We start from the raw sequence: 12,783 nt of genomic DNA on the forward strand, positions 1-12,783 counted from the left end.
TCAACTGAGTAGAAGCCTGCTGGCGAGCTCCTGTACGCAGGCGGATCGGTTCCATGGCACTAGCACTACCAGGAGTTCCCGCAGTCGGCGTAGGTTCCGTTGTGACGAGGTTGCCCGCGAGAGTTCGTCTGCTTGCGCCGCGATGCGGCATGCCTCGTCGATTTCCCCGGCCTGGGCCAGAGCGTTCGCCAGATCGATCAGTGTGCCTCCTCGTTCCCGCACATACGTAGGGGGTAGTTGACGAAGGCTGTCGTTCAGCACCTCGATAGCCGCATTCGCGTGCCCCAACCGAACGAGACATCTTCCTTTCAGGCGAGCCGCGTGGACAGGGCTGTTGTAGAAGGCCAGCCAGGGCGGCGCAGTCGATTCGGTCACCTTGTCGAACGCGACCTCGGCCGCGTGCAGAGACGAGAGTCCGGCGCGCTGGTCACCTGCCAGAGCGAGGGCTTCACCCCTCGCCTCCGCGATCCACGAGCGGACCGCCGGCGGCACGGCATGTGTGGCCATCTCACTTGCGGCGCTCAGAAGCTTCAGTGCGTCATGACCGCGACCGGCATGCAACGAGATGTAGCTCATCACGCCGAGCACATAGGCATGCATGCCGTGATCCTTGGCCTCTTCGGCGACCGTGAGCGCCAGTCGGCAGTGACGCTTGGCGGTTGTGTACTCCTGCCCATCGATCGCAAGCCAAGCTGCCAGTTGGGCGACATCGGCAGTGGCACAGAGCAGTTCCCTATTGGTAGCGGAAGTTCGACCTTGGTCCCTCAAGTCCAGCATGCGGCGTAGATGAGCGTTGACTTCGCCGTGTACGCTTCGCGCGCCGGATAGGTAGTCCATCTGGCGAAAGGTCTGTGTCATCGCGGTGAGACCTTCGAGAAGTCCAGGGGAGAGGCGCGGTCGCTTAAGAATGTGTCCCCCTCGCGCTACTGCCATTGCCGTATCCGGTGACGCGATCGAGCCAGGTGGTTGCGGGGCCCCGCTGGATCCACGGCGTTGATACGCCTGATCAAGATGCCGGAAGTCGTAGTGGTCCGACAGCAGGGCACTCACACTGCACTCGTACAGCTCGGCGAGCCTCCCCAGCGTGTCCATACTGGGGAGTCGGCCAGTGGCCTGGGGCCACGCCTCCCAATATGAAATGATCTTGTTGGTCTTCGGGTCATCCGGCCATCGCTGATTCCAGGCCCTCGCAGCTTCGCTTTGACTCCATCCTCGCGCTATACGGAAAGCGACCCGCATGTTCACGCGGAACTTCCGGTGAATCTGCTCAGCTATTTCCACCCATGTCGATCCCTGGGCGCGCAGCGTCGCCGCATGCCGCATCTGGGCCTGCCGAACTCCCTGACTGCCGGCCACTTTCACCGTCCCGAGTAACCGCGTTCTTACAATCGAACGCTACACCGGCAATCACGCCAACACTGCAGATCAACGAGCTTTTCCCCGTCTGACGGGGATGCCCGGCATCATGTTCCCCGTTCTGGCGGGTTGTTCGTGGTGACCAGGCCGCAGATTCTTTGGTGCCAAGAATCCCGCACACTCGGGACGACCGAGTAACAGAAATGTCCCGTTCATACCATAACGGACAATTGGAGGTCGATCATGCCTTACGCCACAGCGGGCCAAAGAGCGCCAGAGACCACCGAGCTGGATTACGCAACTATCCCGGCGGCCGGCTGATGAACGCCTTCATGCTCGTCTACCGGCCGACCCGCCCAAAACCTTCGGCACCTCCACTTCTACAGGAAACCGCCCGAAGGCTTCAGGACGCGCTCGCCGCGCACGGTATCCACACCGACCTCACCAACGATCAGAGGAGAGTCTTGGTGTCGGTCTGCCACGGTCTCGTCGCCATGGTTCAAGAGGACGGGATCTGGTGGCACAGCCCGCGTGAGCTCAGACCCGGTATCCCGCTTTACGTGCATCGCGGCACTGTGGCCGGGGCCGCCGAAGCCTTGGTCGACGACCACGCGCTGCTGACCCCAGTGCAGATCGCGGAGGAGCCCCATGACGCAACTCCCGTCTGACTGCTCCCACCTCGGCTGCACCGCACGCCCCCTCCTCGTGGTCTGGGAGGTCGAAGCCCACGACCACAGCGCTGGCGGTGTGAGCGATAACGAACAGACGGCCGAGACCGCCATGTTCGAGACCCTCGACGCCCTCCCGTCAGGTCGTGGCCGCGTACGGTACGCGCGCCTATCCGTCCTGGGCATCGGCTACCAGTACGGGGAGACGCTGCTGACCGCTTACCGCAAGAACGGCGCGACCGTCGCGGTGGCCGGTGACGCCTGGGAGAGCATTCCATGATCGGGCACGGCGGCGTGGTGCGGATATGGGCGCCGCCGTGCCGTACGGCGGGCCGTCGGGGGCCCGCCCGGCGCGGGCAGGTACGAGGCCTTCTCCCTGCCCGCGCCACCCATCCACCCAAGACGCGCGGCGGCCCCATACCTTCCCAGGCCGGACCGCGCCGCACGGGGAGTCTGGTAGCTCCCGTGCCCGCGTGGGCGGGCGGTCCACCACCCCCAGGTTCGCCGCCCGCCCGCGCCCTTTCCAAGAGGGCTGCCATTGGACCGCCTGAGCGTCTTCCGGACACGTCTGCTGCAGAAAGTCAGCGATGGCCGCTCCCGCCCAAGCCGACGAGCCGCCCGAAGGAGCTGTCGCCCCGAACGGTGAAAGGAGGAGCGCTGATGCGCATGCGATGGGAGAACCTGCCGCAGCCGCTCCGCGCCGACATGGAGACGTACCTTGGCGCGGTGGTCAAGGCGGAGTCCAGGGCCATCGGCCCCGCGCGTTGCGTTACGGCCCGGCTGCTGCACGAGTCCGGTGCGGGCACATGGCTCAAGGCGTGCCCTGCCGACCATCCGGCCGCCTGGCTGTACGAGCGGGAGCGCCAGGCCGGACGGATCCTGCCCATCGTCGTGCCGGCCCCGCGCATGCCGTGGTCCAGCGCTGATCACGGATGGATCGCGCTCGCCCACACCTACGTGGACGGATCACCGGCGGTCCTGTCACCTGGTTCCCGGGACGTCCCCGGAGTACTGGCGACCATTGCGCGGTTGGGCGACCTGCTCACGCCGTGTCCTCCGGGAGTGCCGCCATTGTCCAGTTACATCACACGCATGCTCGCCAAGGCGTACGCCATGCTGGACGACGACAGCGCGCTCCCGAAAGGCGACCGTGCGATGTATCGAGCCGCGCTCGACGGGCTTGATGTGGCCGGACTGGAGGGCGACACGCTGCTGCACTATGAGATGCACACGGGGGCTTTCCGAATGGTGGGCCGGAGCGTCTTCGTGCTCGACTGGGGATTCGCCTGCCAGGGCGCTACGTGGTTCGACGCCGTGATGTTCACGCCGTGGCTGATCTCCGCCGGTCACCCCCCGCAGCAGGCGGAGAATTCGCTGATGGACATGAGGGAGTGGCGATCCGCGCCAGGCGATCTGGTGACAGGGCTCGCAGCACTATGGACTCTGTTCCGCCTCTACAAGGCTGTGTACGGACCCGAGTCCGCCCGCGCTGGTTATCAAAGTGAAGCCAGGGCCGGGTACACCTGGCTGAAGCACCGGCTCGCATGACGGGATCTGTGCAGCGAAAAGATGCATAGATCGACTCCCTTACCTCAAGGGCCACACCGGTCATGGGATCAACTGAGCTTCGGCTCTGGCGACCGAGGCCATGAGATCGACCAGAAGACCGTGCGGTATCGCGCCGCTTCCAAGGCCGGCCGCCTGGACCATGGCTTGCATCGCTCGCTGCTGCCGCGATGTCATCGCCGAGCGAAGAGAGGCGTGCCCAAGTACTTCTCGGCTGGCGTAGGCGTCCGACATCGCTCCGGTCATCACGGCCCTCTGCAAGCGGAGGGCAGGCTCTTGGCCGTAGCTCGCGGTCAGGTCGAGTGCGGTCATGCCGACCCGTGTGCGGAAGACCGCCGTCGAGGGGTCGGCATACTCAAAGAGTTCGAGGGTGCGCAGGATCATCGCGGTGGTGTCCTCATCGGTACCGATGCCCACCGCCTGTAGGCAGTAGACGCGTAGCAAGCCAGCCACCGCCTTCTCCCAGAGTTCAGCGGGCAAGGTCTCGTCCACCATGGCAGCGGCCTTGTCGATGTCGCCGCGTTCTACAAGGGCCACAATGGTGACTTGGCGACCGTCGAGCAGGCGGGTGCCGACGCCGCGGTTCTTGGCGGCATGCTCGGCGGCCTCCTGCCAGCGTCCGGCCAGGGCGAGCGCACGGGCGCCGTCGGCGAGAAGTGCCGCCCACAGCAGCTTGCTCAACAGTTCGTGATCGTCCGGGCTTTCGGTCAACCCTCGCAGATCGACCCGCCGGCCGACGATCTCGGTGTCGGTTCGGTTCAGGGCGGCGATGAGGAGCCCGTGGAGGACCTGGTAAGCACCATCCCCATCGCCTTCGCGAATCAGTTGGCGAGCGATGTTCAGTACAGGTTGCAGGGCCAGCTTCCCCGCCCATACAGGGAGGGGACGGGTTTGAGTGAACGCGTCGTACTGTCGCCAGCACAGCTCGCGGGCGAGCTCCGGAAGAGCGCAGTCCGAAGCGATCAAGGCCGCCTTGTTGCACACCTCGCAGGCCCTGATCACTCGCTGGTGGTCGTCGAGCCCGGACGATTCCTCGGCGATCTTCCGGAGCTCGGCGACCCGGGCTGCAAGGGCGAGGCCCGGGGGCCGGGAGCGGGAGACCAGCGGGAACCGGCGGGCTATCGTCTGCCGGTTCATCTCAGTTCCAGTCGATGGCCAGCCGGACGTGGGGCTTGTCGATGACGAACTGGCCGGTCAGCGAGGCGCGATGCTCACCACGCGCCATGCGGATCGTCGGCTTGGTGTCACGGTACTCGTGGCCCCATACCCGCAGGTGCTCGGCGACCTGGGCAGCCAGTTCACCACCGCGAAGGCCGTGTCCGATCAGGCCTCCTTCCCAGTAAGGACCCTCATCATCGTGCCCCGCACGCAGAGTGAGATAGGCGACGGAGTCGCCGTCCACGGCCGCCATCGCTCCCCAGGGGAACTGGGGCCGTACCAGTCCCGATCGCACGGCAGGGCCATCCGCGGGCATACGCACGATCCCGCCGGGCAGCGCGCACGCCAGGTAGAGGTTGGTGAACTCCCATGGGTCCCCCTTGCGGAAGATCACCCCCGTGTAGATCTCGGTGGCGGGCTGTCGCAAGACGGTCGCCAGCGCATCGGAGTCGATGTGCTGATCACGGTAGGTGTGCAGGCTGACCTGGCCGTCATCAGTCAGGGGGATCACGCGGCGAGCGTCATCCGCGATGCCGCGCAGCGGCATGAACGTGCACATCTCATGAGAGGTGGCGTGCCAGTGCTCGACTCCCTCGCTCTGGTCACGGACGAATCCGATCGAGCGGGAGACCCCGCCGCGGATTCGGAGCGGCACGAGGAGAAGTCCGTCGGGAGCGAGCTGATCGGGCCAGGCTGGAGGGATGTCACCCGCGCCCACGGTGGCGATGATCCGCTGGTAGGGAGCCGTTTCCGGGTGGCCAAGAGCACCGTCTCGCACGAGCGGCGTGACGTTGCCGATGCCGGCCGACTGGAGGTTCGCCTGGACATTAGCGATGAGGTCGTGGTCCACGTCCAGCGTGATGACGTTTCCTTGCGGGCCGACCAGGTGGCCGATCAAGGCGGCGTTGTAGCCGGTTCCGGCGCCCGCCTCAAGCACGTTGTCGCCGGGCTGGGCATCGAGCTGCTCCAACATCATGGCGACGATGGTGGGCTGGGAGGCGGCGGAGATCGCCTGGCCGCTACTCCGGTCGTGTTTGGTGTAGATCGCCGCGTCCGCGTAGGCGTCCACGAGGGGCACACCGGGGACGAACTTGTGCCGTGGGATGGCCGCGATGGCGTCGGCGATACGCGACGAATGGATCACTCCACGCTCTCGTAGTCCGGCGACCAGGTGGGCCCGGAGTCGAATGGCTTGGTCTTCGGCGTCGGCGGGGGCTTCCGCCTGGGCAGCGATGCTCTTGTCGTCCTCGGAGGTGGGGATGGCTGGTTCGTTCATGATGACTTCTTTCGCGAGATAGGAAAGGACGGCCTGTTGTCCGGCGGGCAGCCCTGCCCGGTTGAAGGAGAAGATGAGGTGGTGGGCGAGGACGGCGCGCAGGCCTCGCTGCAGTTGCCCGGCACGCGCGAGGTGAGCGAGTCGGCGTCCGGCGGCCTCGAACGCGGCCAGCCGGGCGGTCCAGTACGCACCGGCTCGATGCGCCGGAGGGACGGTGGTCATCAGACGGCGCATTGCGCTTCGCGCATCGACCACCTGTCCGGGCGGCGGCGACGGCGGCGCTGGGCGGTGTTCGGCGACCAACGCCCATACCGCTCCTTGCTCGTACCAGTCCAGGCCTGCCGCGCGCAGAAAGGCGCTGGCCAGCAGGACCGCGAGTTCGCGCCGACCTGGTCTGTAGGGAGTGGGTACGGCACCGGCGGTGGTCAAGGCGATGCGGGAGTCGGCGCAGAACAGCGTGTGAGCCACTTCCATGGCGGCCGGGCCACCGAAGGCGTATTCCTCCGGTTCGTAGATGCCACGCGTCCATCCGCTGATCTGGCTGGCAGCGGTGAGGTTGTTCAAGATGCTGGTCAGCCGGTGTTCTGCCGCTTCGTTGTTGGGGCGGACGCGCAACCGTAGCCCGCCCTCCTTGTACAGGAAGTGGTAGCCGTCGATCACGTAGTCGTCCTCGGCCTTGCTCAGCTCGGTCGCGAGCCGGGCCAGCGCGGTGCGCGAGAGTCCGGGGCCGGTGGTGTCCTGGCATGTGCTGGTGAGGGTGACTTGGAGCCAGGCCGCCCGTTCGGCCAGGCGCAGCAGCGCCGCCTCGCCGGCCGTCCGATACAGCTCAGCGGCGTTGCGCAGATCGGGTTCGGGGTACTGGAAGCGGTCGGCTGCGACTTCGCAGGACTCCCCGGCCAGGACGGCGAGCACAGCTTGTCCGAGGCGTTGTGATGTCATGAGCGGGCGGCTCCCCGATTGAGGGTGTGGTGGGTCAGGCGATCAGTAGCGCGCGATCCCAGCCGGTGCGCGGGCGTACGGCCAGCGCGTGCAAGGCCAAGGCGATGCCTGCCTTGCCTTCCATCCAGCCGGGGTCCTGCTGGTTGGTGAGGTGACGCGTGAGCGGCTCCAGAAGAGGCGCGATCGTGCTGGCGAGCGTGCGCGGCGTAGGCGAATCGGTGGCCATCAGCCCGGCGATGTGGATCACTCCGGCGTACCCATGACACAGGGAGGAGTCGTTGATGAGGCGAAGCTGGTGCGGATCGGATAGGGCCACCGCGGCGGCGCCCTCGGCATGTGCTCGGCGGTGTGGATCACCGAGCGCCATCGCCGCCAGCTGCTGGGCGCGGGCCACGCCCAGAGTTCCATAGCACCATGAGGGACGCTGTGGACGCCGCTCGATGGGCCCGCTTGTGCGCAACATCGGTCGGGTGATCCAGTACGGCCACCATGGACCTGCCGGGCCCTGCTGCTGCCAGCGATCCAGCCAGGCCAGAATTCGTGCGATGGCGGTCGCCTGCCCGGTGACGGCGAATCCCCGCTGGAGAGCCATGGCGAGCACGGCCAGCACACCGGCGATTCCGTGCGCCATCCCCGTGTTGGCGTGCCCGCCTGTGAACTCGACGGACAGCGTGCCATCAGGCGCCATATCGCTCCACCAGCCGGGCAGCAGGTCCGGGTCATCCATGAGCGGTTCAGTCACCGCCACCAGGTGCGCGAGCGCCTGGTCGAGTGGGCCGGTGGCGGGGTCGGCACGACAGAGCAGGACGGCGCTGAGTCCGGCCAGGCCGCGGATGCCGTCGAACTCGGCCAGCGTCGGTCGCCGCCGCACGTTCAGGCGGTGCCGAGCCGCCTCCAGGCGGTGACCGATGACGCGATCAGTGGCCTCCTGAAGTGTCGGCAGGTTGTGCTCGGCCAGGCCGTGGAGATGCGGCGCGGCGGCGTGGACCATGAACTCCACGGCAGGAGCTCCGAAGTAGAGCCCGGCGTTGGTGCCGATGCTGAGTTCGCCGGAGGTGACGAACCTCAGCCAGTGCTGAGCCGGGCCCCAGGATGCCCTGCCGCTCGCCGCGCGCTCTATATGCAGCAGCGCGATGCCGACACCACCGTGGGCGAGGGACTGCGGCCACCACCCCGGCAACCGGTCATCGAGCCGTGGCGGTACGGCGAGCTCTTCGGCGAGTCGATCCGCGATCTGCTCGGCGGCCCCGCTAGCGGCCGACAACTGGGCGGCTGGGGCGGTCGAGGTCACGCTGCTCCTTTCGCGTACAGGCAAGAGAGAGCGGCGGCACGCGCAAGATGCAGGCTGAAGTGGCGCTGGACGTCATCCGCGCCGAAGGCCCGCCGGGCGTGGGCGTCGAACAGCGCAGCCAGCATCGCATCCAGGTCATTGCGTTCGTCCTGGCGTGCCATGTGCCGGCAGGTATCAAGTGCCTGCGCGCGTTCCTGCCACGCCTCACGATCGGCCGGTGTACTGCCGAGCCCGAGATGGAGGGCGGCGAAGCCCCCAGCCGGATTCGCGAGACGGACCGCGTCGGCATGGACTCGGCGGGGCACGGGCGAGAGGGCAGGGCGAAGCCGCGGCCGGCCGGCGAGCCAGCGCATCGCCTGATCAGGAGCACCGAGGAAACCGGTGGCCAACGCGACGAGGTTCGCCGCGCCGACTACTGCCGCGTCGAATCCGTGGGGCATGGTGAGCTGGGAGAGGACCACCCGGGAGTCGGTGTGGAACACACGCTCGGCCGCGGCCCATACCTCACCGGTCCTCCACTGCCCGACCTGGGGGGTATGACCGGCAAGCTGGAGTTCGCGCAGCAGCCCCTGCGCGCGAAGCACGCCGGCCCACGAACCGAGGGCCTCGGCCGCCTCCCCGAAGCCCGTTTCCCCGGGCAGCACGATGTGCAAGTGCAAGACCGCCTCGCGGTCGCCGTGGCGGTCGAACCACCACACGGTGACAGGGCTGAGTGACTTCATCAGGTCGGGTATGCGGAGGAGGACCTGGGTTCGTACATCAGCGGCGACTGACAGCTCGGCATCCAAACGAGGTCGCGTTCCCGGCATGGATCCCTGGTCACGCAGGCGGATCACTGTCGAAGCACCCACATGGGGCGATGGCGCCGGAGGTTGGGTCGAGACGAGCGGGACGACGAGGCTGTGGGCCCGCCCTTCGCACCATCCGAGGTCGCTGGGCTCGGGCCCCTGGATCAAAGTCGCCCGCCCGGCGCGGTTCAGATGATCGCGCAGCAGCTCAGCCGGACCATGTTGATCGAGGGCGAGAAGTAGGTGCTGGTCGCCTTCGGCGAGCAGGACCCGGGTCGGCACATGGCGCCGCTCACGCCAGGCGTACAGAGCGTCGATCCACTCGGCGAAGGGCGCCTGCGCACCGGGCAGATCGGCGTGGGACAGCCTCCAGCGAGCAGGGCTCAAGACAATGCGGCCGTACCGCAGCGCGGGCAGAAACGGCAGCCCACCGGCCGCACCCCAGTCGAATCCGGTGACCTGAGTGGTGGAGGAGCGGGAGATCTCGGCCAGGAACCGGGCGAGTGGAGGAGTGTGCGCGGCGGACCGGTAGTTCAAGGACGTCGGAGCCAGTGTTTCGATCACGCGCTCCCGGGACATCGAGGCGAGGAACAATCGACGGTCGGCTGTGCAGCCGACCGCCACGTCCTTCAGCGGGACCTGGTCCGCTGCCGGGTCGGGATGTTCACCAAGGCTGATGACAGACGGCGATAGGCGGGGAGCGCGCACCACGTGATCGGCCCGGACGTGTAGCGGTGCGAATGACAACTGGACGGTGGTCGCCTGGTCCGTGATGGTAGGCAGGCGGGTGAGCGCGGCGACCAATCCCGCCTTGTCTGTCGGCTCCAGCAGGGGGAGGAAGCGTCCGGTCATGGTTCCGGCCGCGCGTGAGGCACCGAGCACTCGTACCGTGAATGTTCCCTTCGCCAGGGCGTCGAGCGATTCGGCGTACACCTGCACATTGAGTTCCAGATGCGGCGGCAGCCGGGAATGGGCTTCTTCTTCCGACGTCCGCAGCTCTGTGAGCATCGTGTCGGTCAGGATGACCTCGGTGGCACCATCAAGTGCCGCACGCTGTGCCAATGCGAGTAGACGCTCATCACGCACCGTGAGTGTCGGCGGGGTCGCTGGCGCGGAAGTGGGATATCCGGTCGGGTAGCCCATGCCCAGCAGGGGATCGACGAGTTCAGTGACAGGGACCAGGGCCGCGGGCCCGTATCGGCGTGCGAACCGTTCGGCATACTCGTGCCAGGCGGGCGTGCCCTGCCGGTAGGCGGCAAGGCGGGCCAGTACCTCGGCGGCCCTCTCTACTTCACGGCCAACCGTGTCCGGCAAGACGATGCGCCCGTCCATCCGCACATCGACGACCAGCGGTGCGTCGCCTGCCGGCGCGAGTTCGCGCATGCTCTCCATCACGCTGGCGCGCGAACTCCGGCTCTCCTTGGAGAAGATCTGCACGTTGTCCAACTTGGCCATACTTGAGCGGATCTCGGTCAGCATGCGAATTTGGCGGGCCAGATGCGGCAAGGTGTCCGCACCGAGCGCGTAGAGCTGATCGAGGAGATATCCAAGAGGGTCCGGTCTGGTCGCGGGCGGGCGCAGAGCGGTGATCAACACCTGCCGCGTCACCAGCTCGCCGAGCAGCGCGTCGATTTTCTCCAAGGACGCGCCTTGAAGTTTCGCCGCCAGTTTCGCGGCCAGATCTCCGGACGGCACCGGCGATGCGGCAACGTCCATGACGAAGGCCACTGCAGGGGTCAGCCGTAAGGAAACCTCGCGCGAGCCTGTGTCGCTGGCGGGCCGAGCGGGAACCCGCAGCCGGTCGCCGACGGCCCGGCACAGCGTATTGGCGACCACGGGAAGGCGGGGCAGTAGCACCGGGTCGTGCTCAAAGCGAGAGGTCACCATGTCCAGCCACTCGGCACTCGGCCTCAGCCGACCACGATGCCGCTGCCCGAACCGCACATCAGGCACGGTCCCGAATTCAGCCGGAACGACACCGGCGAACAGCCCGTACGGAATCGCGCGTGACCTGGCCCGCAGTACATAGCGGGCGAGCGCGAGCGCCATCCGCCGCGCGCGCCGCGCATCGATCACCGCTCCGCCGACCACAGCCTCGATCCGAGCGGCCAAGGCTGGACTGGCGACCTCAACGGAATCAGCGATCCGCTCGTCGGTCCAGGTCTGACGCAACCACGCGACCCATCGGTCAGGTCCGGCCTTCGCCGCCGCCTCCGGCGTCGGCCACAGCGGCAGCGCCGGTTCCCCGGGTTGGGTGGTGGCTCGCAGTAGCGCGGTGTCCATCCGCCGGAATCCATATCGATCCGTACCAGACGGCATCACGAGCACCCGCTGGCCGTAGAGGCGCTGCCAGAAGGCAGGCCCTTGCCACCGTCGCGGGAAGCGCCTGCGGGCCGGGCTATGCGCCGGCTGAAGTGGTGCAGGTGCTCGGGCAGGTGGTGCCACAGTTGTCGTCCGTCATGGCGATCACTGCGTTCGCGTTCGGCCCGTGCTCGATGAACGTGATGTCCAACCTGAACAGGTCCGCGAGATCGGCATCGGAGCCCGTCAGACTCGGTGTCTGAGCAGCCATGATCTCCCTCCTTCTGATCGTAGGGCCGGTCGGCAACGTGGCCTGGAGCGAGCAGGCCACCGTCAGCCCGCGAGCCCGGCGGCCTTGCGATGCTCGACCCCCCTGCCGGTGTGGCACGGAGGTGCCGCCGCAACGCCCTGCGGCAGCAGGAAGAGAACGGTGTGCTCACAGACACTCTCCAGGCACGGACCGTGGATGTCGCCGCTAGCGTGGCATGCGCGCCGCCCGAGGATCGAGGATGTTTCTAGAGATTTCTCGTGACTCAGCCTTATCCAGCGGCGCAGCGAAACATCGAGCTACGAGTCTGCGTCATCATCGTCGGGCAGGCCCGCATGTAGGTCCTCCATCACCCCGGTGATGACCGCGCGAGCGTTCGCCCCGTAGGACGCGACCGAGGCCATGGCCCCGAACACCTTCCCATGCAGGTCGATCTCCTGATCCTGGGTCAAGGTCAACTCAGCCGAGAAGATCTCCACAAGGACCTGACGGTCGTCGAAGATCCAAAACCCGGAGCCCGGAGCGATCACGAACGGCGCCTCGAACGGGATCACGCCCAGCCGGACATTGGGCAAGGTAGAGGCGGCGACCAATCGATCGAGCTGGGCCAGCATCAGCGCCGGCGGGCAGAGCCGATATCGCAGAACCGCCTCCGTGATCACAAAATGGAAGCGTTTGCGCTGGTCGTAGAGGATCTCCTGGCGGGCCAGCCGGGCACGAACCGCATCGTCGATGTCGTCGCCCAGGCCGAACACCGCGACGGCTTGGGCAAGGCGATGCCGGGCGTATCCCGCCGTCTGAAGCAGGCCGGGCACAAAGGCCGGCTCGAAGACGCGCAGCCGTGCGGACTTACGCTCCATCTCCGCCCAGGTGTTCTGATGGTGGCGGGCGCCCCCGCTGAGCAGCCGTTGCCACTCCGCGTGCGCCGACTCCATGGCGCGCAGCATGGCCAGCGCCGATGCCGCATCCTGCTCGTCATCGCTCGTGGCGCTCACCCATGCGATGACGTCGCCCTCACTGGGAGTCTGCTTCCCGTTCTCCAGTTTGGAGATCTTGGAGGCAGGCCAGGAGAGACGTTCGGCAAGCTCCCGTCCTGTCAGGCCGGCGGAAGTGCGCAAGATGCGCAGCTTGGTGCCGAGCGCCTCTCTGGCCCGTTGGACGCTGGTCACGCG

General features: G+C 67.1%; 10 protein-coding genes. 3 read left to right on the forward strand and 7 right to left on the reverse strand.

The features are described from left to right. Positions 1 to 1,323 (reverse strand): NsdA family TPR-like regulatory protein, encoded by a 1,323-nt coding sequence (locus tag C1I98_RS46505; RefSeq protein ID WP_497843909.1) that lies wholly within the window; start codon positions 1,321 to 1,323, stop codon positions 1 to 3. Positions 1,324 to 1,586: 263 nt separating this feature from the next. On the opposite strand from C1I98_RS46505, the gene C1I98_RS01490 reads away from it, so the two are divergent. The 3 genes from C1I98_RS01490 (at position 1,587) to C1I98_RS01500 (ending at position 3,572) form a co-directional block, all read left to right on the forward strand. Further along, positions 1,587 to 2,024 (forward strand): hypothetical protein, encoded by a 438-nt coding sequence (locus C1I98_RS01490; protein ID WP_146607231.1) that lies wholly within the window; start codon positions 1,587 to 1,589, stop codon positions 2,022 to 2,024. Positions 2,025 to 2,103: 79 nt separating this feature from the next. Then, positions 2,104 to 2,304: a hypothetical protein gene (locus C1I98_RS01495; RefSeq protein ID WP_146607232.1), complete on the forward strand. Its 201-nt coding sequence runs from the start codon at positions 2,104 to 2,106 to the stop codon at positions 2,302 to 2,304. A 380-nt stretch (positions 2,305 to 2,684) separates the two neighbouring features. Further along, complete coding sequence (locus tag C1I98_RS01500; protein ID WP_111165235.1) at positions 2,685 to 3,572, forward strand: phosphotransferase; 888 nt, start codon at positions 2,685 to 2,687, stop codon at positions 3,570 to 3,572. Positions 3,573 to 3,632: 60 nt separating this feature from the next. Here C1I98_RS01500 and C1I98_RS01505 read toward each other — a convergent pair whose 3' ends face one another. The 6 genes from C1I98_RS01505 to C1I98_RS01530 form a co-directional block, all read right to left on the reverse strand. Continuing rightward, on the reverse strand, positions 3,633 to 4,727 hold the full coding sequence (locus C1I98_RS01505; RefSeq protein WP_111165236.1) for a hypothetical protein: 1,095 nt from the start codon (positions 4,725 to 4,727) through the stop codon (positions 3,633 to 3,635). Position 4,728: 1 nt separating this feature from the next. Continuing rightward, positions 4,729 to 6,936: a methyltransferase, FxLD system gene (gene fxlM, locus C1I98_RS01510; protein ID WP_158557847.1), complete on the reverse strand. Its 2,208-nt coding sequence runs from the start codon at positions 6,934 to 6,936 to the stop codon at positions 4,729 to 4,731. Positions 6,937 to 6,997: 61 nt separating this feature from the next. Beyond that, complete coding sequence (locus C1I98_RS01515; RefSeq protein WP_158557849.1) at positions 6,998 to 8,254, reverse strand: lanthionine synthetase C family protein; 1,257 nt, start codon at positions 8,252 to 8,254, stop codon at positions 6,998 to 7,000. Continuing rightward, positions 8,251 to 11,325, reverse strand: a complete 3,075-nt coding sequence (locus tag C1I98_RS01520) for a lantibiotic dehydratase (RefSeq protein ID WP_158557851.1) — start codon at positions 11,323 to 11,325, stop codon at positions 8,251 to 8,253. Before C1I98_RS01520 ends, C1I98_RS01515 begins: the two co-directional genes overlap by 4 nt. Before the next feature lie 115 nt (positions 11,326 to 11,440). Then, positions 11,441 to 11,614, reverse strand: coding sequence for an FxLD family lanthipeptide (locus C1I98_RS01525; RefSeq protein WP_111165252.1), 174 nt, complete (start codon positions 11,612 to 11,614; stop codon positions 11,441 to 11,443). Between the two features lie 296 nt (positions 11,615 to 11,910). Beyond that, a complete protein-coding gene (locus tag C1I98_RS01530; protein WP_199536652.1) occupies positions 11,911 to 12,780 on the reverse strand; it encodes a helix-turn-helix domain-containing protein in 870 nt (289 codons plus the stop codon). Positions 12,781 to 12,783: the final 3 nt, after the last annotated feature.

Origin of the sequence: Spongiactinospora gelatinilytica, from assembly GCF_003236385.1 — a bacterium.
Lineage (GTDB): Bacteria > Actinomycetota > Actinomycetes > Streptosporangiales > Streptosporangiaceae > Spongiactinospora > Spongiactinospora gelatinilytica.